A 22,007-nucleotide genomic window follows, 5' to 3' on the forward strand; every position below is an offset into this window, starting at 1 on the left:
GTGATGATTCTCCACTTGAAAAAGGAGAGAAAGTTTATAGGGGGGGTATGGTTATCCACAAGCTTTGTGGATTTGTACAGAGTCTTTTTTGTCAAGCATTTTATTTTTTTTTTTAAATCTGAAGAGATTCTTTAATTATTGGTAAATTTAGAGAAAAAAAATGAATTGAATCAATATTTTTTTCAGTCCTCATTAATATAAGCATTTTTTTTGGGTTTTTTGATTTTATTTTGACCTCTTGCATTTTACCTCTGCTGTTTTGTATGGTTCTTATGAAGACTAAGACTAAAAGGCATGAAGGGGTTACATCAGCGCATTATTCTGTATTTTTTTGAATACAAGATGTCTTGATTTAGACTTTTCGAAACTTTTGTGTTGGAGAGGTTTTCTGACGGTTTTTTAGTTTTCTTAATGGATATGTTTACCATTTTTAGAAGGGTGGGTCATATCATGAGTGCAAGTAAATCTTATTGGTCATCTTTGTTAGTGGGGTTGTGATGAGGCTATCCTAGGGGAGGGTGAGTAATCTTATTTGGGGTAGGGCGTTTTGCCTTGGCTAGATTTATTTTAGCTGTTTGGCAGGACAAAATTTTATTTTTATCAGGATGGAAGATGGTGGATAAATTGAACTCTAAAGCTAGTTCCTTAAAAAGGGTTTCGGTAAATATCCTGTCGGCAGAGAACATAATAAAGAATAGGATGACGGAGAGTGATGAGAACGTTTGTAGAAATGCTTCTATAAGGCATTCTATTGTTTCAGAGGAGGAAAGTGCGGCGGCTTTTATACGTGTTATGGCGCAATTAAAGGTGCAGGTTGGTGTTGAGGCTTATACCAGTTGGTTTGGACGTGTGAAGCTTGCTGAATATAGTCATACTCTTGTAAAGCTTTCTGTTCCTACTGCCTTTTTACGCTCATGGATTAATAATCACTATGGTTCTCTTTTGACTCATTTATGGAAACAAGAGAATTCAGCAATTCTTCGTGTTGAGGTTATTGTTCGTGGTATGGAACGTGTTTCAAGAGATGTCGTTTGTAAAAGAAGTGTTCCTTCTGTTGTGTTAGAGGAGCAGGCGGCTTCATCTTTTGTTGAAAGTTGTGCAGAGCATTCAGCTAAGAGTCCTCAAACGGGAGTTTTTGGATCTCCACTTGATTCTCGCTATACTTTTGAAAGTTTTGTTGAGGGGGCTTCTAATCGCGTTGCTTTAGCAGCTGCGCGTTCAATTGCGGAGGGACATAAAAGTGCTTTACGTTTTAATCCTCTTTTTATTCACGCATCTGTTGGTTTAGGAAAAACACATTTGCTTCAAGCGATTGCTGCTTCTGCATTGAAGCGTTTAACGTCTGCGCGCGTTATTTATTTAACTGCTGAATATTTTATGTGGCGTTTTGCAACAGCTATTCGTGATAATGATGCTCTTTCTTTTAAAGAACAGCTTCGTGATATCGACCTTTTGATTATTGATGATATGCAGTTTTTGCAGGGTAAGTCGATACAACATGAGTTTTGCCATTTGCTTAATATGTTGCTTGATAGTGCAAAACAAGTTGTTGTCGCTGCAGATCGTCCACCAGCAGAATTAGAATCGCTTGATCTTCGCGTTCGCTCTCGTCTTCAGGGAGGGGTAGCCCTTGAAATTGAAGCACCAGATTATGAAATGCGTTTGCAAATGTTGCGCCAGCGGTTGAAGGTGGCACAACAAGATGATGGCATGGTATCAATTTCTGATGATATCTTGGAATATATTGCGAAAACGGTTTTAGGGTCGGGGCGTGATATTGAAGGTGCGTTTAATCAGCTCTTGTTTCGTCAATCTTTTGAGTCTGATTTATCTTTAGAGCGGATTGATGAGTTATTAGGTCACTTGACACGTCCTGGTGAACCTAAGCGTATTCGGATTGAAGAAATTCAGCGTACGGTAGCACGCCATTATAATGTTTCTAAACAGGACTTGTTATCTAATCGTCGAACACGTACGGTTGTGAAGCCACGGCAAGTTGCAATGTATTTAGCAAAAGTATTAACTCCTCGCTCATTGCCAGAAATTGGACGCCGTTTTGGTGGGCGTGATCATACAACAGTTTTGCACGCTGTGCGTAAAATTGAAGATTTGGTTTGTGGTGATCAGACCTTGGCTAAGGAACTTGAATTGCTTAAGCGGTTGATTGGAGAACAAGCTGTATAGTGTTTATCATTTCTTTTTGTGGGGATACTTTAAAGAATTTAATGAAAAGATTTATTTTTTCTTATGCAGGAGTGACTTGCCATTTTAAGAGAGGTTTAATAGACTCTAGCAGGCGATTCTTTAAAGAGGGTCTATTCTTTAATCCTAAAGAATTCTTATAGTTTTTAGTAAATCATACGGGGCTTTTATGCGTATTACAGTTGATCGCAGTCAATTTCTCAAGTCTCTTGGTCGGGTTCACCGTGTGGTAGAGCGCCGTAATACTGTTCCTATTTTATCGAATGTGCTGATTAATGCAGAAAATGGCCGTGTGCAGTTAAAAGCAACAGACCTTGATTTAGAGGTTACGGAATCTTTCGCAGTTAATGTTAAACAAGCTGGAGCAACAACTGTTCCAGCACATTTGCTCTATGATATCATTCGTAAACTTCCTGATAGCAATGAAGTTGTATTATCCGTCGATGAGAATCAAGCAGGTACAATGTCCGTTGTTTCGGGTTGTGCACATTTTCAGCTTCAATGTCTTCCGAAGGCAGATTTTCCAGAGTCGCTTCCTGGGCAGTTTGGTTATCGTTTTTCTCTATCGGCATCAGGCTTAAAACATTTACTTGATTGTACACAATTTGCTATTTCTACTGAAGAAACTCGTTATTATCTTAATGGTATTTATTTCCATATTATTAATGATGATGTTTTGAAATTGCGTTTGGTTGCAACTGATGGTCATCGTTTGGCACAAGTTGAGATGGAGGCTCCTTCAGGAGTTGAGGGAATGCCCGGTGTTATTGTTCCCCGTAAAGCTGTAGGAGAATTGCAAAAACTTCTTTCAGAAGAAAATGATAGCGATGTATGTATAGAGCTTTCAGAGACAAAAATTCGTTTTTCTATAGGTTCTGTGATTTTTACATCAAAATTAATTGATGGAACATTTCCGGACTATCAACGTGTTATCCCTCTTGGAAATGATAAAGAATTAATTGTTAATAGGCAGGACTTTTCTTCTGCAGTTGATCGTGTTTCAACAATTTCAAGTGATCGGGGGCGTGCAGTTAAATTAACGATTGAGCATGGACAGTTAAAGCTTGTTGTTAATAGCCCAGATTCAGGCAGTGCAGAAGATCAATTATCAGCAACTTATGCATCTGAACCGCTTGAGATAGGGTTTAATTCACGTTATCTTTTGGATATTGCTGGGCAGCTTTCAAGCGATGAGATGGTTTTTATGTTGGCTGAGGCCGGAGCACCAGCTCTGATTCGTGATAATGATGATGCGGATGTGCTCTATGTACTGATGCCTATTCGCGTTTAAGGGGCTATTGTTTTGCAATGCATGGTTAGTCATGTGCACAAAGTAGCAGTAAGGCAGCTGAAGCTTTTACGTTATCGCAATTATTCTTTTTTCAATATTCATTTTTCTGGTCAGCATGTGGTTTTTACTGGCCATAACGGTGCTGGTAAGACGAATCTTTTAGAGGCGTTATCTTTTCTGTCTCCTGGTCGTGGTTTGCGACGTGCTGTTTATTCCGACGTTAGCTTTGTAGATGGTAGTGGTGGAGGATTTGTTGTATTTGCGCGTCTTGAATGTGCCCTTTATGGTGAAGTAAAGATTGGTACAGCTTTTGAGGTTAGCGATAACAGTCGAAAGGTCCATATTAATGGTGTGAACGAGTCGGGTGATTGCCTAACAGATTATTGTCATATTAGTGTCCTAACACCATCTATGGATGGTCTTTTTACAGGTCCTTCGCTTGAGCGTCGTAGTTTTTTGGATCGTATGGTTTTGGCAATTGATCCTTTGCATAGGCGCCGCATAGCCGATTATGATAGAGCTATGCGCGCACGTAATCGTTTGTTTTTAGACGGAAATGAAGATTGCGCTTGGTTTGATGCTTTAGAAAAGCAGATGGCAGAACTGGCGACAGCTATTTCTGCGGCGCGTGTTGATGTTATTCGTCTTTTAAATGACATGTTTACACAAATGCCATCACAGATACCTTTTCCACGAGCTTTTTTGCAAATTGATGGCTTTTTGGAAACAGCTCTTAGTGAAATATCAGCAACTGAAGTTGAAGAACAATTTTGTGATCGATTACGGCATAATCGCGCAATGGATCGTGCTGCTGGTAGGACGTTAGAAGGACCACATCGTGCGGATTTACAGGTTTTTTATGCTGATAAAAATATGGGAGCTGCCTCTTGTTCAACAGGTGAACAAAAAGCGCTGCTGACAGGTTTAGTTTTGTGTCATGCACGTCTAACAGGTATGATATCGGAAAGATCTCCCATTCTTCTTCTTGATGAAATGGCGGCCCATCTTGATTCGCATCGACGTGCTGCTTTATTTGATATTCTTGATGATTTAGCTGTACAAACATTTATGACAGGAACAGATCGTCTTTTATTTGATGATTTAAAAGGACGCGCAGAATTCTTTGAGATTAAGGATGGAGCTTTATTGCCATAAAAACATGCTAAATATTTTTTTAATAAGTGATAGGTCTGAAAGAAAAGGCTTGCTATGTCTGAGATGATAACGATTTTAAATGGTCCTAATTTAAATTTTCTAGGTCAACGTGAGCCAGAAATTTATGGAACTGAAACTTTAGAAGATATTGAAAAAAGATGCAGAGAATGGGCAAAAAAAAATGATATTATAATAAATTTTTATCAAAGTAACTGTGAAGGGCAATTAGTAGCATGGATACAAGAGGCAATAGAGACAAGTTCTGGATTGATCATTAACCCAGCGGCTTACAGTCATACATCTGTTGCACTTCTTGATGCCCTAAAAATGTTTTCAGGGCCGAAAGTAGAAGTTCATTTATCTCATATTTATCAGCGTGAAGCTTTTCGTCACCATTCTTATACATCTGCAGGTGTAGACGCTATCATAACTGGGTGTGGAGGTGATGGATATTGGTTTGCACTTGAGTATATTGCAAAACAATTAAGCAAAACAAATTAAATTGTGATAGATAAAGAGTAAGCGTTTGATAAGAGTAATATAGGCATTGAATTCTCTTGATAATTATTTTCAAATCTGTACAATGTGAGGTGTGTATTTATGACAATTTTTAGTGCGTATGACGGGGGTAAGTGAAGGTGAAAAGCTTTGTTAGACAATTAGAAATGCTTGTGATTTTAGGGGGAGCACTGCTTTTGTCTGGTTGTAAAATTGATGTTATGCAGCCATCAGGTTATGTTGCACGTCAACAGCTCATTTTGATCGTTGTTTGTGTGGTGGTGATGCTTTGTATTGTCATCCCAGTTATGGTGAGTGTGGTATTTTTAGCTATAAAATATCGTGCATCGAATATGAAAGCGGACTATTCTCCTGATTGGGCGCATTCAAATAAAATTGAAGCATTGATGTGGGGTATTCCAGTTGTAATTGTAATGGTTTTAGGTTCATTAACAGCTTATTATACCTATAAGCTTGAACCTACAAATCCTCTTCCAGTGGAAGTTGTGGGTGAAGGAACGCCATTACAGATTGATGCTGTTGCTCTTGATTGGAAATGGCTTTTTATTTATCCTGAATATGGTGTTGCATCGATTAATGAGATTTATGCGCCTGAAGGACGTCAAGTTTTATTGCAATTGACGTCAGAGAATTCTGTTAATGCTTTTTGGGTTCCCAAATTGGGTACAGTTCTTTACGCTATGCCACAGATGAATGCTAAGTTGCATTTGGTCGCTGAAGAGCAAGGCGTATTCAAAGGAGCTTCAGCAAATTACAGTGGCGATGGTTTTGCGAGTATGCGGTTTAAGTGGCATTCCGTTTCTTCTCAGAACTTTGAAGATTGGATTGTAAAAGCTCGGGCTAATGGTCAAGTACTTAATCGCGCATCTTATCGTCAACTTTCTATTGCGCCTCGTATGGGTGATATTGCTGCGAAGGAAAAGGATGCTGAAGTTCGTTATTTTGCACCTGTTGAGAAGCGGCTTTACTATCGTGTTGTTAATCGATGTGTCGATGAAAAGACGGTATGTAATGAAGATTTAATGAAGCGTGCCGCTGCTCAGACACTGTGGGGTGCGCTATGTTCAGTATTTGATCCTGATGTTATTTAAAGAGTTAATAAAGTAAAGAGCCTTTTAACAAAGGTTTCTTTTAAACTTGAATTTCATTTGAAATGGGTTGAGAAATGTTTGGAAGACTTACAGATCCTACGGCAGGTGCTTTTCATGCGCTTGCACATGAACCGATCGTTTTGTATACATGTATTGCAATTGTTTTAGTTGGTTTAATTGCTGTTATTGCTCTAACAGCACTTGGGTGGTGGGGGATTTTATGGCGAAATTGGATCACAACGGTTGACCATAAACGCATAGGAATTATGTATATCGTGCTTGGCATTATCATGCTTGTTCGTGGTTTTGCGGATGCGATTATGATGCGGACACATCAAGCTTTTGCTCTTGGGAGTGAAACAGCGGGTTATTTACCTCCTGAGCATTTCGATCAAATTTTTTCAGCACATGGTACGATCATGATTTTTTTCATGGCCACGCCTATTTTATTTGGTCTTTTTAATTATCTTATACCGCTTCAAATTGGTGCGCGTGATGTTGCTTTTCCCTTTGCAAATAATCTAGGTTTTTGGATTACGGCTGCAGGGGCGATATTGATTAACATATCCTTAGGTGTTGGGAATTTTGGTCGTGGTGGTTGGTTGATGTATCCACCTTTTACAGAATTGCAAACGAGTCCAGATACAGGGGTAGATTATTATTTATGGTCACTTCAGCTTTCTGGTATTGCAACAACAATGGGATCAGTGAATTTTATTGCAACGATGATTAAAATGCGTGCTCCTGGAATGACAATGATGAGAATGCCTATTTTTTGTTGGAGTGCTTTTGTCAGCAATGTTCTTATTTTAGTTATTTACCCTGTCTTAGCTGTAGCATTTGCATTGTTGGCGTGTGATCGTTATTTGGGCATGAATTTCTTTACCAATGTTGCTGGTGGAAATCCAATGGTGTGGATTAACTATGTTTGGATTTTTGGTCATCCTGAAGTTTATGTTTTAGTTGTTCCTGCTTTTGGAATCGTTTCTGAGGTTGTATCAACTTTTTCTTCAAAACGTCTCTTTGGTTATACCTCAATGGTATGGGCAATGTTGGTTATTTTGATTCTTTCTATGCTTGTTTGGGGGCATCACTTCTTTACAATGGGTGGCGGTGAAGCTGTGAATACTTTCTTTGGTATTGCAACGATGATTATTGCGGTTCCAACAGGTGTTAAAGTCTTTAATTGGCTGCTGACCATGTATAAGGGGCGGATTCGCTTTGAGCCTCCAATGCTTTGGTGCATGGGAATGATTTTTACATTTGTTGGTGGTGGGTTGACAGGTGTTTTGTTGTCTATTGTGCCTGCTGATTGGCAGTTTCATAATTCGTTGTTTTTGGTAGCGCATTTCCATCATACAATTATTGGGGGGGTCGTTTTTGCGTACTTAGCGGGGATTGCATTTTGGTTTCCAAAAGTTTTCGGTTATAAACCGAATCGGGCATTGGGTATTGCATCTTTCTGGTGTTGGTTTATTGGTTTTTACCTTGCCTTTTTCCCAGTCTACGCACTTGGTTTAATGGGGGCGACGCGTCGTCTCCAGCATTACATGGAACCTAGTTGGCAACCAATGTTTATGATTGCTGCATTGGGTGCTATTATTATCTTGCTCGGTATCCTTTGTTTTGTGCTGCAAGTTGTTTTGGCGGTTTGGTACGGTATTAAACATAAAGGATGCTTACCGGTGATAATAGGTGATCCTTGGGGTGATGCACGAACACTTGAATGGTCTATCTCTTCACCGCCTCCTTCTTACAATTTTGCAATACTTCCAGAGGTACAATCTGATGATGCTTATTGGAATATGAAGAAGAATGGTTATCAGCGTCCGACAAGTGGATTTGCAAAAATTCATATGCCATCAAATACGTCCGCTGGAATTATTGCAGGATTCTTTTCATTGGTTGTCGGTTTCGCCCTTGTTTGGCATATTTGGTGGCTTGTTGCGATTGGATTGATTGGTTTTGTTGCAACGATTGTGTGTCATTCGTTAACAGGCGATCATCATGGTTACTATATTCCAGCTGAAGAAGTGCAGAAAACAGAGGACGCTTTTACAGCTGTTCTTAAAGAACAAGGAGTAGCAGTATGAGCGCGGTGACAATGAATAACGCGAGTACTATAGATGAACTTCACCACGATAGTAGTTCGGTAATGACGTTTGGTTTTTGGGTCTATATTCTTTCAGACTTGATCCTGTTTTCAACACTGTTTTCAAGTTTTGCTGTATTTTCTGCTTCTTATGGCGGTGGTAAAGCGGGCAATGAGTTTATAGATTTAAAGTTTGTTTTGGTTGAGACTGCTTTCTTGTTGTTTTCATCCGTCACTTATGGCTTTGCAATGGTACAAGCACATAAAAATAACATCAGTGGTGTTCGTTTATGGATGGCTATTACCTTTGTATTGGGGTTTTGCTTTATTGGAATGGAAATTTACGAATTTCATGAACTTTTGAACGAGGTATTCTATTACGATCCTAATGCTTATGCAGGTATTGATCCTGCAACAGGTTTACAGCTTTTTGGACGAGAAGTTCTATCTGCATATTGGTCAGCGTTTTTTGCTTTAGTTGGTACCCACGGTCTTCATGTAAGTGTTGGTCTTCTCTGGATGATAGTGATGTTTTTTCATCTTCGTCGTAATGGTTTGGATCAGAACAATAAAACACGTTTAGCATGCCTTTCCATTTTTTGGCATTTACTTGATATTGTATGGATTGGTGTTTTCACCATGGTTTATCTATTAGGAGCGTTGTGATGAGCGTGCAAAATGAAACACATGGTCCCAGTACTGGTTCCTATTTAGTTGGCTTTATTCTGGCTGTATTTTTCACTTTGGGTTCTTTTATTCCTGTGATGTATGGGATGATGGAAAGTTGGGCAGTTAGTACGAAGGTTGCGTATCTTATTGGGATGGCGATTATTCAGATTATAGTACAAATTGTTTTCTTTTTGCACTTGAATTCTGGTCCAGATGCCAAGTGGAATTTAAGCGCGTTGTGGTTTGCTGCTATTTGCGTTTTTGTTATTATTGGGGGAACTTGGTGGGCTATTTCTCATTTGAATTATAATATGATGGGTGGTTCAGGACGTGTTATTGAACCGGAAATATCAAGTGGAGATGATTCTTCAGTATCTGAGCAGTTATCAGACAAAGACATATCCGTAAGAAAACAGCCAGAAAAGATACAGGGCTCAGAAGTTTCGATTGAGCAAGGTGCAAGTATGCAAACTCCTGTAGATCAAGTTCCTGGTTCAGAAATGCCCATGGGGCAGGGTCTAGGTACGCAAACTCCTGTAGATCAAGCACCTGGTTCAGAAATGCCTATGGGGCAGGGTCTAAGTACGCAAACTCCTGTAGATCAAGCACCTGGTTCAGAAATACCTATGGGTCAGGGTCTAAGTACGCAAACTCCTGTAGATCAAGCACCTGGTTCAGAAATGCCTATGGGTCAGGGTCTAAGTACGCAAACTCCTGTAGATCAAGCACCTGGTTCAGAAATGCCTATGGGGCAGGGTTTAAGTACGCAAACTCCTGTAGAAGAGTAGTGGTTAGAAATATCTGTGGAGCTGATGCGGCATGTATCAGCTCTTACAAGAAATTCGTGGGATATTAAAGAGGGGGTAGGTACAAGATATCAATGAAATGAGTAGTATCATTATTTTGAATGTACTTTTATTTTATAAAAGAGAAATTCCATGGGGTATTGAGTTAAGCTTTAATTTTTGAGACAAATAGCTCTTTGTAGAATATACAAAAAGTGATATTTATACAATTCACTACAAAGAGAGAGAATGTGAAAAACAAGTTTTTATGTTGTATAAGATAAAAAAAGCTACGAAGCAGTAACGTTTTTATGATTTACAGGATTTATATTAAAGATACCATTAAAGTTATTTGCAATAATAATATGCCATTTAAATCAAAAATTTAGAGAATAATCAGAAACATAATGAAAACCGTTGCAATGACAATTATTGGTGCCGGTTCTTTTGGTACTGCATTAGCGATTGCTCTTGCCCGTAATGGTCATAATGTTTTACTTTGGGGATATAATGCTCAACATATCCAAGAATTACAAGAAAAGCGCTGTAATCAAGTATATTTACCCGATATTCAATTTCCTGAAAATTTATTACTTGAAGCTTCGCTTGAGACTGCAATAGCAGCAAGTCACAATATATTAATCGCTGTTCCAAGCCATGTATTTCATCAAGTTTTGTATAATATTCAGCCTTATTTAGATCAGCATTCACGTGTTATTTGGGCAACAAAAGGTTTAGAACATGGTAGCGGACGTTTCTTACAAGAGGTTGCTCGTGAGGTTTTAGGTGAAAAAATTCCTTTAGCTGTTTTTTCTGGACCAACTTTTGCTCAAGAACTCGCTATTGGTTGGCCTACTGCAATGACGATAGCAGCTTCTGATGTTGAGTTTGGTAAAGAATTGCAGCAACTTTTTCATTGTGACAAAAGTTTTAGAGTTTATAAAAGTTCAGATATGATTGGTGTTCAATTAGGGGGAGCAGTTAAAAATGTTATTGCTATTGGTGCAGGAATATCAGATGGCATGGGATTTGGGGCAAATGCACGAATAGCTCTCATCACACGAGGATTAGCTGAAATCAGTCGTTTAGGGGGGGCTATGGGTGCTGAGCTTTCCACATTTATGGGAATGACAGGCTTAGGTGATCTGGTTTTGACATGTACTGATAATCAGTCGCGTAATCGCCGTTTTGGAATACTTCTTGGTAAAGGAATAGATATAAAAGAAGCGGAAAAACAAATTGGTCAGGTTGTGGAAGGGTACTTAAATACTAAGGAAGTACATACGTTGGCGCAGCGTATTGGGGTGGAAATGCCCATTGTAGAACAAATTTATCAAATTCTCTATTGTGGTAAAAACATAACTGAAGCGGCAAACACATTACTAAGCCGCGCCCTCAAGGATGAAATACAATGATGTCTTGTTTTTTAAAAAATAATTCCAATCGTAAAAAATAGAAACATGCTATGATAGACATATAAAATAAATTGTATTGATGGTTGTATAAGGCAGTCATATTCCAGCAAATTATAGATTCATATCATTCGATTCTTTATAAAACATGGCTGAAATATAAAAGTTTTAGCTTTTGTCTAAGAGCTATTTCTTTGAAAATAGATTATCGTTTCCACTTACGCATGTTTATGTAATGTAATGAACAAGATATTTTGATTGTCTCTTAAATTCATCTCACAATGATATTTGCAAACAAAATAATACAAGACTCATTAGGTAGAAGTATCTTATTTATGTAACGTATAAGCTAAGAATATCAGGGCAGGGATATTGTGTATCTCTGTTTTTGTAATTCTTTAAAACAAGAAGACAATCTAATTTGGGAAGAAGATGAAATTTTAAAGATAAAAACCAATTCTCATCTTTACAATTATTTTTAAATTCAGTTTTACGCTATCGAAAGCAATATCTTTTAAATAATGGAGATTATCTCACACCTTTATTTTTTCATTTTCTAATGAAAGCATTTCTCTGATGTGTCAGGTAAAATAGAATGCCCAAAAAACCCGATTGTTGTTGTATATTCACGCGTTTATTTTAAAGAGACCTCTCTTAAAACTCTAAAGCCCAATTCGTGACGGGGACCGTGAATAGTGTAGCGATAAAGCCATTGTGCGCATCCCCATCTTTACGTTTATGAAGGAGGAAGCCGAGCATCATTACCCCCTCGATGTTGAGACAGTTCTTGGCAATTGAAGTTGTTCAGTAGAGATATTTACGCCTTTTATTTTCTCACATGTCAATTCTGTTTTTTATATGCAAGAAATGATTTTTGGAATTACAACTTTAAAAGTCTAAGATTGAAAAAATGTTATTGTACTTGTTTGTGGCTGTCATCTAAACTGAAAAAAATGTGATTATAAAGATAACAAATTGATTTATATGAATAATTCATTTTATTTTTGTATTGAGTTAATTAAAAAATATGTGTTTTCTTGTCACAAGCGGGTTAGTATGTGGATAAAAATTATTAAAAATACTTCTAATGGATCATCTCACGTATCAAGAGTTGTTTCAACATTAGAATATGGCAAGTAAAATGATGGTGTCGGTTTGTCATCTGTATAAACATTAAAATGGTGGTGCAAAAAGGATTTGATGTACTTCACAGGGATTTTTTATACGTATCTACAGATACCATTGTGAAATGGAATGGCGTGCATTGAGAGATATCTTTAAAAAATGCATGAAGGAGCAACAACTGTAGTGTTTTTGGGCGTTCTCTTTTATCTGACACATTAGAGAAATGCTTTCATTAAAAAATGAGAAAAATAAAGGTGTGAGGTAAAGCGTAACCTCTATTATTAAAAAAATATTGATGCGGATGCTTTGAAAACCGTAAAGCCTCATTAAAGAATAATAGTAAGGCTAATGATTGATTTGTTGACGCCTTCATATTCTTCCTAAATTAGATTGTATTTCCGTTTCAAGAATAAACCAAACGGTAGGCAATATTTTTTTCAATTTGGTATACAAAAGCTGAGACTAAGGATTTTAATAATTCTCTAATCTCTGTTTCAAACTGCGGTGGCATGAGGGCTGGATATTGATTTATAAGCAACGGCAAAAGCATATGCTTTAGTAAAGTAAATAACGTCCTAAAATACAAAATTTATCAACCATGGATTGAAAAAATATTCGGATTTTTTATAAAATAATTTGCAAAACAAGGCATCATATATCTGGTTTTGTATTACACTTATTCTTATAAAGCCCCCCACAGGTGACTTACGTCATATTTTTCTAAGTGCGATGATTTTTATCCTTCCTGAGTATCATCACTTTTTTTCAGTTCTTCAAGTATTGGCATAGACATGATGTTATAGCCTGAATCAACATAATGGATTTCACCTGTAACACCTGATGATAAGTCAGAGAGTAAATAAAGAGCAGATTTTCCAATTTCATGAATATTTACGGTACGCCGTAATGGGGCATTACGGCGTTGATGTGAAAATATTGCCCGTGCGGCTGCAATACCATTACCTGCTAAAGTTCTAACAGGACCAGCGGAAATCGCATTGACACGGATATTTTGAGGACCAAAGTCCGCTGCTAAATAACGGACCATAGCTTCTAAAGCTGCTTTAGCAACACCCATGATGTTATAATTAGGCACAACTTGCTGTGAAGCACCATAGGTAAGAGTTAAAAGTGTTCCTCCATTGGGCATAAGCTTACTCGCACGCTGAGCAATTTCAGTAAAGGAATACGCTGAAATAACCATCGTACGTTGAAAGTTTTCACGTGTTGTAACATCAACGTAACGCCCTTTTAGCTGATTTTTATCTGAAAAACCAATGGCATGGACAATAAAATCAATAGTTTCCCATTCTTTTTCAAGTTGCTCAAAGACGTAGTCAATATTTTCACTTTTTTCAACATCACACTCTAGCACTAATTTGCAGCCAAGTTTATCTGCTAGAGGCTGAACACGTTTTCCAAAAGCATTTCCTTGATAAGTCAATGCTAGTTCAGCTCCTGCTTGTGCGAGCTGACAGGCAATGCCCCAAGCAATTGAATGGTCATTCGCAATTCCCATAATAAGGCCACGTTTGCCCTCCATCAAACCTTTCATATTATTCTCCGTAAGACCGTGCTTTTTTCAATTACTAAGAACTTTTGTTTATTCATAGCGTTGGAAAACAAGCGTTGCATTGGTACCGCCAAAGCCAAAAGTATTTGACAACACGGTATTAAGTTGTTGATGATCGCGGCGTTTACGAACAATTGGCATATCGGCAAAAGCTGGATCAAGTTCTTCAATATGAGCACTTTCACAAATAAAATTATGATTCATCATTAACAATGTATAGATTGCTTCTTGAACACCAGCTGCACCCAAGGAATGTCCTGTTAGAGATTTGGTAGCGGAAATTGGGGGGCATTGATCACCTGCTCCAAAGACACGACGGATAGCTTCTATCTCAGGAGGATCACCAACAGGAGTTGCTGTCGCATGGGGATTGATATAATCAATTTTATTATTGACTGTTGCAAGGGCCATGCGCATGCACCGTTCCGCTCCCTCTCCTGATGGGGCAACCATATCATGCCCATCGGATGTCGCACCGTATCCAACGATTTCTCCGTAGATCTTTGCACCGCGTGCTTTAGCAAGTTCTAAATCTTCAAGGACTAAAACACCAGCCCCTCCAGCAATGACAAAACCATCACGATTAACATCATAAGCACGTGAAGCTTTGTGAGGGATGTCATTATATCTGCTGGACATAGCGCCCATAGCATCGAATAAAACAGATAGTGTCCAATCCAGATCTTCGCAGCCACCCGCAAAGACGCGTTTCTGCTTACCATATTGAATCATTTCGTAAGCATTACCAATACAATGATTTGAGGTAGCACAAGCTGAAGAGATTGAATAATTGATCCCCTTTATTTTAAAGAAAGTTGCAAGTGTTGCGGATGCTGTAGAACTCATCGCTTTAGGGACAACAAAAGGTCCAACACGTTTTGGACCTTTTTGGCGTGTAATATCAGCAGCCTCAACGATTGAATGTGTTGAAGCACCTCCAGAACCCATAATAATACCCGTGTGTTCATTCGATACTTCATGCGGTTCTAGACCCGCATCAGCAATTGCCTGATCCATGGCGATGTGATTCCATGCTGTTCCACGCCCATGAAAACGTAGAGCGCGTCGATCTACAAGTTCTTCTATATTAATATCGGGTTTGCCATAAACTCTGCTACGAAAGCCTAATTCGGCATATTGAGGTGCGTAAGAAATTCCGGATTTTGCTTCACGTAAACTGGTTAAAACAGCTCCAGGGTTATTTCCAATCGCGGAGACAATTCCCATTCCGGTTACAACAACTCGACGCATTCATACCTCCTCGTTCCATACAGAATAGTGAAAAGTTCTTTCTAATGGAAATAACGTTCAATCTTCTTTGAATAAAGCAACGCGTAAATCATTCGCCTTATAAATAGTCTCTCCATCTGCTTTTAACCACCCATCAGCTATTCCTAAGACTAAATTTCCACGTCGAATACGCTTAAAATCTATTTCATATTCAAGAATTTTGGTTTGTGGAGTTACCATCCCTGATAACTTTACTTCACCTGTTGATATCGCTCTTCCTTTTCCTGGTTCGCCTAGCCAACCAAGAAAAAAGCCTGTTAATTGCCACATACCATCCAGTCCGAGACATCCTGGCATGACGGGATCGCCTATAAAGTGACAATTAAAGAACCACATGTCAGGTGTAATGTCAAATTCGGCGCGAACCATCCCTTTATCGTATTTACCATCAGTTTCACTAATTTGAGTGATTCGATGAATCATCAACATTGGCGGTGCTGGCAATTGCGCATTACCTCTACCAAACATTTCGCCGCGAGCGCAGCTTAGAAGCTCTTCATAAGTGTAGCGAGACTTTTGTTCAGCCATTGTTACTCCATTTATTTGCATATATCTTTATTTCTGCGCTTTTCTCAACCTACTTTTAGAGCAAATTTTAAAGAGAGGGAAATGATTTTATATCATTTTTAATGACAAAAGCCTTTTTTTATGTATTCTACATAGGTAATTATTTAAAAATGGAATACAAGATTACACCATACTATTCCCATTTTTTTGTATTTTGATCTTATTTAGCAGGAATATATTTGGGTTTGTAATATGTCAGTGAGTGCAGACAATTTAGATATCAATGAAGAGCAACAGTTCACAAAAGAGTGTGGAAAAATTGTGCAATATTATTCCATTTCTATGTTAGAAAAGCGTTTGCGTCAAAATGGTTTGCGTCCAACACGTCAGCGGTTGGAACTTGCGCATATGATTTTTTCCCAAGGAAATCGTCATATTACTGCTGAAGAGCTCTATGAGGAAGCTGTGAGGGCAGGTGTACCTGTATCTTTAGCAACGGTTTATAATACGCTTCATCAATTTACGGAAGCGGGATTATTACGGATTATTGCCGTAGAAGGCTCAAAAACTTGGTTTGATACCAATACCTCTGATCACTACCATTTTTATATAGAAGGCGAAAATCGTATTCTTGATATTCCTTACAATTTGGAAGAAGCTCCCATTATTAGAAATTTGCCTGAGCCACCAGAAGGTATGGAAATTTCACATGTTGATTTGATCGTGCGATTGAAACCAAAAAATCAATCTTGTGATAGGCAGTGAAGATATTCAATGAGGAATAAAAATTAAACTTGATGAGTTTGAGCGTTCACCAACCTTTTACTTTTTCATCAGGATAGATTCCCCATAACTGGGGTTGCTGAAGCCATCCGCGCGTATTATTAATGTTTAGTTCGCACCATTGTCCATCACATTGGCGGATATTACCAATGACATTAGGTTCTACTTCCGCCACAAGTTCTGCGTTGTCGGTGGGGTTTTTTCGTAGCATCAGCCTTTTTGTTTTATCTTTTTGCCATGGAATAGTTATAGCGGTTCGCTTTCCCGATAAAAGCGATTGATACACCCATCCCTCATCGCCTTCTGCATCACGAATTTTGCGCCATTGATCATATTCTTGAATGATTTCAATAGGTAATCCCTTCTTTTTGTAGGTAAAAATGATAGAATAGTTGCTTCCTGGTCCGACGCGTACATTAACGCTGGTGGGTTTAATAGAAGCAAATCGCGGAAGTGGTAAACCACTAGGCCCTAAATTTTGATTAAATGTTTGTGCATGCAACAAATGAGGTGAACCCAATACAATGACTGTTGTTATTAAGATACATGATGCGAGTATTGAAATACGAAACCAACGAGAATTTTGCACACCGAACTCCTTTATTTCGTCATATATTGGAAATTTAAAATCTGAAAGATAAGACTGGAAACTGATAAAAAGTATGACACACTGCTCGTTAAAGAGATCTAAACGATGAGCAAATTGCTACAAAAATATCAAAATAAGGAAAACAAAAGTTTGTATTTCTTAGTGCTTATTTTGTTTATGAGGGGATAGATATAAATAAACATTGGATTTTTATGTAGCTGTACGCGCGATAAAACAGTAAAGCATACTGGAGCCGTCTGGAGCCGTAGCAGTTTTTGTACAGGAAATTAGGGCTAACGTATTGCATCTCTTTTCTAAGTTTGTTTCTCGAAGTAAAAGTACATGTATGCATATTATGAACAAAGCTGTTCAGTAAAGGGGGTATCGTGTGGCATGAAAAAAGTTTTGAATGGACAAAATAATACGATAAATAAAATATTTAAGCGTAAAAATATGAGCAACATTATAGAGTAGGTTGATATGTGAAGGGCTAATTTTAACAGGACACTTTTTCGTGATAATCCATTTTATAAAATTTGCTATACCATAATCTTATACCATGATAATGCTTATCTGTATGGTAGATAAGGTGGCTCCATCGTTCTATTTATCAGCTTTCAATGTTATGCAGTTCCTATTATTTAGGGTGTTCATAAGAAGCATTTTTGTTTTTTCTTAAATAGCTTTTATTCCATTTGCATACGAATTCCGCTTATGATGTACAAGAAAATAATCTTCATTGATTCAATATGAGAAGGTGTTGAGAAACTTTACGTGATTCAGAATTATTACTTAATATGAAAAACGATTACTTATAGTGATAAATCAATGCGTTAAAAACTTTAACTCGCTATTTAAATTGTAAAAATATTTCCATCAAAAATGGTAATAAAAGGCACATTCATCCATATTAAAATACAGTGGTTTCTCTGTTTATTGTCAATTTTCTTTTTCTCTAACTCTGTATAGAAGAAAGTTGAATGAAATAGAAGGGCTTATTCGATACACTTATGAGGGTAATTACATAAGTGATAAATAGAAGACATTTAGCAAGAAAAAAGAATCTGTAGTGCAGTGGTTGAAATTCGTCATCCTCTAGAGAGACAGAGGCAAGAGATATAAAAAGTTATGGAAGTATATCGTTTTGTTACATAACTGAAGGGAAAGAGGATTATGCATTTGATATAATATTTTTACACACAACCGCATATTGCGATAGTTATTTTTGTTTTGCAATCTGATCTAGGATGTTCGAAAGATGTAGAATATTTAAAGACAAAAAAAGAAAATCATCATGAAATTTTCACATAAAAACAGTTATTTAAGAGATATCCAGAAAAAGAAAAGTTATAGCGAAAAGTGATAATAAAACACCTCACACTCAATTCACAGAGGAACAAGTCACTTAAATATCTAAAGTGTAGTTTGTTATCTATTTTTGAAATATAAGAGTGAAATAAAAGCCACCTCTATGATAGAAACCTTATTATTTTCAAATAACTAACATACTATACAACATTGCACAAGAAAACCTACACAAAAGCAATTTATTAAAACCACCTATGAAAATAAAATCTTCTAGTAGCTTATTATCTATTGCTTATGCAATTATATAATATCATAAAGTATATTACTTCGCCGCAACAGTTCGTCCGTTACTAACAAAACCTTCTCTTTGCGCACGCTTACGAGCAAGCTTACGTGTACGACGAATAGCCTCAGCCTTTTCACGAGCACGCTTCTCAGATGGCTTCTCATAATAACTACGCATTTTCATTTCACGGAAGATACCTTCACGCTGCATCTTTTTTTTCAACGCGCGGAGCGCTTGGTCAACATTATTATCACGAACGAGTACTTGCACTATCTATCCTGCTTTTTTCAGTGTCATAAATGATAGGAAAAACCTACGTCCTTTTAAAGGCATATCCAAAAGGACAAACACCTATATCATATAAAGAAGGCATTTGTCTATATCGCTTTTTAAAATTCTATTCTTTTTGCAATAAAACGCTTTTTATAATGAATGATAGAATTTACGGTTATAAATTTATGAAAGTCCTTGTATTTGATCATTTTCGTCAAGATGAATTTTTTCAGCTGTGGGATAATGGGGTAGTCCCGGCATGGTCATAACATCTCCACAAATGACAACAATAAAGCCGGCTCCCGCACAGAGACGAACTTCTCGTACGGGAATTTCAAAATCAACAGGAGCACCATATTGCTTGGGATCAGAAGAAAAAGAATAAGGTGTTTTTGCCATACAAATAGGGTAGTCCCCAAAACCTTCTTTTTCCCAAGATTCAAGTTGTTTGAGAATAGGGGTTGGGATGACGGCGCCACGCCCACCGTATAGTTTTGTTATAATACAATTAATTTTTTGAACGAGTGGAATATTATCTTGATATAAAACTTTAAAATGAGAATGTGTTTCTTCAATCAAGGTAACGAGTTCTTGTGCAAGTTCTATAGCGCCTTTTCCACCTTGTTCCCAATGCTTACAGATAATAGCTTTGTGTCCAGTTGTTGCAACTATTTTTTGTAATGTTTTTATTTCAGCATCGCTATCGCTGTTAAAATGATTGATAGCCACAACACAAGGAATACCGTAGTGCTCCATATTTTTTATATGTCGTAAAAGATTGGCTGTTCCTTTTTCTAAAGCGGTGATATTTTCTTCTGTCAGGTTATTTTTATCCACACCACCATTCATTTTTAATGCACGAATAGTTGCGACGATCACTGTAGCATTTGGTACAATACCTGCTTGTCTACATTTGATATTGAAGAACTTTTCTGCTCCAAGATCTGCTCCAAACCCTGCTTCTGTGACAACATAATCAGCAAGTTTTAAAGCAGTTTTTGTTGCTATAACTGAATTGCAACCATGAGCAATGTTGGCAAAAGGTCCTCCATGAACGAGAACAGGGTTATTTTCAATTGTCTGTACGAGATTGGGTTGTATAGCATCTTTGAGAAGAACTGCCATTGCACCTTCCGCATTGAGATCAGAAACGGTGATGGGCGTTTTATCATAACGATAAGCAACAATAATTTTTTTGAGTCTTTGTGTAAGGTTTTCTAAATTTTCAGAGAGACAAAGAAGTGCCATAATTTCTGACGCAACAGTAATATCAAAACCTGTTTGGCGTGGAAAACCATTTGTTATGCCCCCCAATGAAATAACAATATCGCGCAATGCACGGTCATTCATATCAAGAACGCGTTTCCAAACAATGCGACGTGGATCAATGTTTAGAGTATTGCCCCAATAAAGATGATTATCTATCATCGCGGCAAGAAGATTATGAGCAGCTGTAATAGCATGAAAATCACCGGTAAAATGTAAATTAAGGTCATCCATTGGAACGACTTGCGCATAACCACCACCAGCAGCACCACCTTTTACGCCAAAACAGGGACCTAAAGACGGTTCTCTCAAGGTAGCGATTGTTTTTTTACCAATAAGATTAAGAGCATCATTTAGTCCAACTGTTGTTGTTGTTTTGCCTTCTCCGGCAGGTGTGGGATTGATAGCTGTGACGAGGATAAGTTTACCATCTGGATTTTTATTAAGCGATTTTATGTATTCAGAAGAAATTTTAGCTTTATCATGGCCATAGGGAATAAGATTTTCATGTGAGATACCAATTTTTTGTGCAATTTCAATAATATGTTGTTTTTTAGCAGTGCGAGCAATTTCAATATCTGTTTTAAGCATGGAAAAATTCTTTAAACTTAACTTTTATTAATGTTCGGGATCTGTACCCCATGAATTAATTAGAAGAATTCATAGAGAACAAAAAATGTTAAGATATCATAGAAGTCGATGATATGCCATGCAAGAGATAATGCTAAAGAAGCACAAGAAGAGTTTTATTGTTTTTTAGGAAAAGAATCTCTCTGCTTTTAAGCAGTAAAAATACGTTTAATTCAATTAAAAATATTTCGAAAAGAAGCTTTGGTTTGCAACAAAATTCTGATGATATTAATGGATACCATAAGTGTTTGATGGTGGTACGTTTGAGAAGTAGTTTATTTATTCTTTCCAACAACACACTGAAAAAGTTTTATATGGTGATAAACCGGAATTTATGGTGGCACATCTGAAGTGCCTCTTAAGTTGGAACTGCTAGAAATAAAATATTCAGAAATATCCAGTTATGGAAAAATTAGAAATCAGCACGTGAAAAATTACCTGACTGATTAGAGAGTATAATCCGGAAGAGACCAAAAACAAGCGCATAGATTGAAAAAAGAAAACAACAACACACGCTACTCACGCAATCGCTATGATTATTAGCTAACAAAAGCACCTTGGGGCTGCATTGAAGGACTCGTAACATCCTATTCTAGCAAAATAGCTAAAGAAACGACTCACAACAGAATGAAATAACAAAATGCAAAAAAATCAAAGATAGGTAAAAATAAATCACAAAATAAAGAATTTAAAAAGCCTGACTTTATAAGTAAGGTATTATATTGATAGATGGCGCACCCGAAGAGATTCGAACTCCTGACCCCCAGATTCGTAGTCTGGTGCTCTATCCAGCTGAGCTACGGGTGCATACACTTCAATTTTTTACATTGTCTAAGACAAAAGGTTCCTAATCGTTTCATTCAAGAAATGCAAGTGAAACTTGGGGCGTCATAAAAAAATCTCTCTTTTTTATGAGATATTTTAAAAAAGGATATAATATATTATTGTTTCAGTTGGTTTTGATTTGATCATTTTTTTGTTTTGACCGTACAAAGCAATATGAACGATAGTTAACTTGACGTTTTAATCTATGAAAGATAGTCAAGCAGGGATGAGATGTGTTTTTTGCGGTGGGGGTAAGATATATACACCCGCTGTATGGTTTTTGTGTAAAACGCCGATATTACTGTTGAAAACTATTTCAGATGAACATGACACAGC

The 22,007-nt window shown here is 37.4% G+C and carries 16 protein-coding genes and 1 tRNA gene; 10 read left to right on the forward strand and 7 right to left on the reverse strand.

The window, feature by feature from the left end:
- Positions 1-612: 612 nt before the first annotated feature.
- The 9 genes from dnaA to gpsA all read left to right on the forward strand — a co-directional run bounded on the left by dnaA (position 613) and on the right by gpsA (position 11,219).
- Positions 613-2,184: a chromosomal replication initiator protein DnaA gene (dnaA, locus tag ACFIKU_RS00785; protein WP_375656409.1), complete on the forward strand. Its 1,572-nt coding sequence runs from the start codon at positions 613-615 to the stop codon at positions 2,182-2,184.
- Between the two features lie 187 nt (positions 2,185-2,371).
- Positions 2,372-3,493, forward strand: coding sequence for a DNA polymerase III subunit beta (dnaN, locus tag ACFIKU_RS00790; RefSeq protein ID WP_375641400.1), 1,122 nt, complete (start codon positions 2,372-2,374; stop codon positions 3,491-3,493).
- Between the two features lie 21 nt (positions 3,494-3,514).
- Positions 3,515-4,648 carry a DNA replication/repair protein RecF gene (gene recF, locus ACFIKU_RS00795; protein WP_375641441.1) on the forward strand — a complete coding sequence of 378 codons (1,134 nt, stop codon included), beginning with the start codon at positions 3,515-3,517 and terminating at the stop codon, positions 4,646-4,648.
- A 54-nt stretch (positions 4,649-4,702) separates the two neighbouring features.
- On the forward strand, positions 4,703-5,149 hold the full coding sequence (gene aroQ / locus ACFIKU_RS00800; protein WP_375641401.1) for a type II 3-dehydroquinate dehydratase: 447 nt from the start codon (positions 4,703-4,705) through the stop codon (positions 5,147-5,149).
- A gap of 137 nt (positions 5,150-5,286) precedes the next feature.
- A complete protein-coding gene (cyoA, locus tag ACFIKU_RS00805; protein WP_375641442.1) occupies positions 5,287-6,258 on the forward strand; it encodes a ubiquinol oxidase subunit II in 972 nt (323 codons plus the stop codon).
- A gap of 74 nt (positions 6,259-6,332) precedes the next feature.
- Entirely contained in the window at positions 6,333-8,351 is a 2,019-nt protein-coding gene (cyoB, locus tag ACFIKU_RS00810) for a cytochrome o ubiquinol oxidase subunit I (protein WP_375641403.1), read from the forward strand.
- Positions 8,348-9,016, forward strand: coding sequence for a cytochrome (ubi)quinol oxidase subunit III (locus ACFIKU_RS00815; protein ID WP_375641404.1), 669 nt, complete (start codon positions 8,348-8,350; stop codon positions 9,014-9,016). The genes cyoB and ACFIKU_RS00815 overlap by 4 nt, the downstream gene beginning before the upstream one ends.
- Positions 9,016-9,807, forward strand: coding sequence for a cytochrome o ubiquinol oxidase subunit IV (gene cyoD, locus ACFIKU_RS00820; RefSeq protein ID WP_375656401.1), 792 nt, complete (start codon positions 9,016-9,018; stop codon positions 9,805-9,807). The genes ACFIKU_RS00815 and cyoD overlap by 1 nt, the downstream gene beginning before the upstream one ends.
- Positions 9,808-10,211: 404 nt before the next feature.
- Positions 10,212-11,219, forward strand: coding sequence for an NAD(P)H-dependent glycerol-3-phosphate dehydrogenase (gene gpsA, locus ACFIKU_RS00825; protein ID WP_375656402.1), 1,008 nt, complete (start codon positions 10,212-10,214; stop codon positions 11,217-11,219).
- 1,858 nt (positions 11,220-13,077) lie between these two features.
- Here gpsA and fabI read toward each other — a convergent pair.
- Genes fabI through fabA form a run of 3 tightly spaced genes read right to left on the reverse strand, consistent with a single transcriptional unit; the run spans position 13,078 to position 15,732 of the window.
- Complete coding sequence (gene fabI / locus ACFIKU_RS00830; RefSeq protein WP_375641408.1) at positions 13,078-13,896, reverse strand: enoyl-ACP reductase FabI; 819 nt, start codon at positions 13,894-13,896, stop codon at positions 13,078-13,080.
- Between the two features lie 48 nt (positions 13,897-13,944).
- Entirely contained in the window at positions 13,945-15,165 is a 1,221-nt protein-coding gene (gene fabB, locus ACFIKU_RS00835; protein ID WP_375641409.1) for a beta-ketoacyl-ACP synthase I, read from the reverse strand.
- Between the two features lie 57 nt (positions 15,166-15,222).
- Positions 15,223-15,732 carry a 3-hydroxyacyl-[acyl-carrier-protein] dehydratase FabA gene (fabA, locus tag ACFIKU_RS00840; protein WP_273722474.1) on the reverse strand — a complete coding sequence of 170 codons (510 nt, stop codon included), beginning with the start codon at positions 15,730-15,732 and terminating at the stop codon, positions 15,223-15,225.
- Between the two features lie 231 nt (positions 15,733-15,963).
- Between fabA and irrA the strand changes: the two genes are divergently transcribed.
- The gene (gene irrA, locus ACFIKU_RS00845) at positions 15,964-16,476 is read left to right on the forward strand and encodes an iron response transcriptional regulator IrrA (RefSeq protein WP_375641410.1); all 513 of its coding nucleotides are present in this window, start codon (positions 15,964-15,966) and stop codon (positions 16,474-16,476) included.
- A 46-nt stretch (positions 16,477-16,522) separates the two neighbouring features.
- Here irrA and ACFIKU_RS00850 read toward each other — a convergent pair whose 3' ends face one another.
- The 4 genes from ACFIKU_RS00850 to ACFIKU_RS00865 all read right to left on the reverse strand — a co-directional run bounded on the left by ACFIKU_RS00850 (position 16,523) and on the right by ACFIKU_RS00865 (position 21,653).
- The gene (locus ACFIKU_RS00850; protein ID WP_375641412.1) at positions 16,523-17,083 is read right to left on the reverse strand and encodes an SH3 domain-containing protein; all 561 of its coding nucleotides are present in this window, start codon (positions 17,081-17,083) and stop codon (positions 16,523-16,525) included.
- Between the two features lie 1,630 nt (positions 17,084-18,713).
- On the reverse strand, positions 18,714-18,947 hold the full coding sequence (rpsU, locus tag ACFIKU_RS00855) for a 30S ribosomal protein S21 (RefSeq protein ID WP_273722477.1): 234 nt from the start codon (positions 18,945-18,947) through the stop codon (positions 18,714-18,716).
- A 186-nt stretch (positions 18,948-19,133) separates the two neighbouring features.
- Positions 19,134-20,807 carry a formate--tetrahydrofolate ligase gene (locus tag ACFIKU_RS00860; RefSeq protein ID WP_375641413.1) on the reverse strand — a complete coding sequence of 558 codons (1,674 nt, stop codon included), beginning with the start codon at positions 20,805-20,807 and terminating at the stop codon, positions 19,134-19,136.
- A 769-nt stretch (positions 20,808-21,576) separates the two neighbouring features.
- Positions 21,577-21,653: transfer RNA gene (locus ACFIKU_RS00865), tRNA-Arg, on the reverse strand.
- Between the last annotated feature and the right edge of the window lie 354 nt (positions 21,654-22,007).

It is taken from the genome of Bartonella sp. CM120XJJH, from assembly GCF_042194715.1.
In the GTDB taxonomy this organism is placed as follows: Bacteria; Pseudomonadota; Alphaproteobacteria; order Rhizobiales; family Rhizobiaceae; genus Bartonella.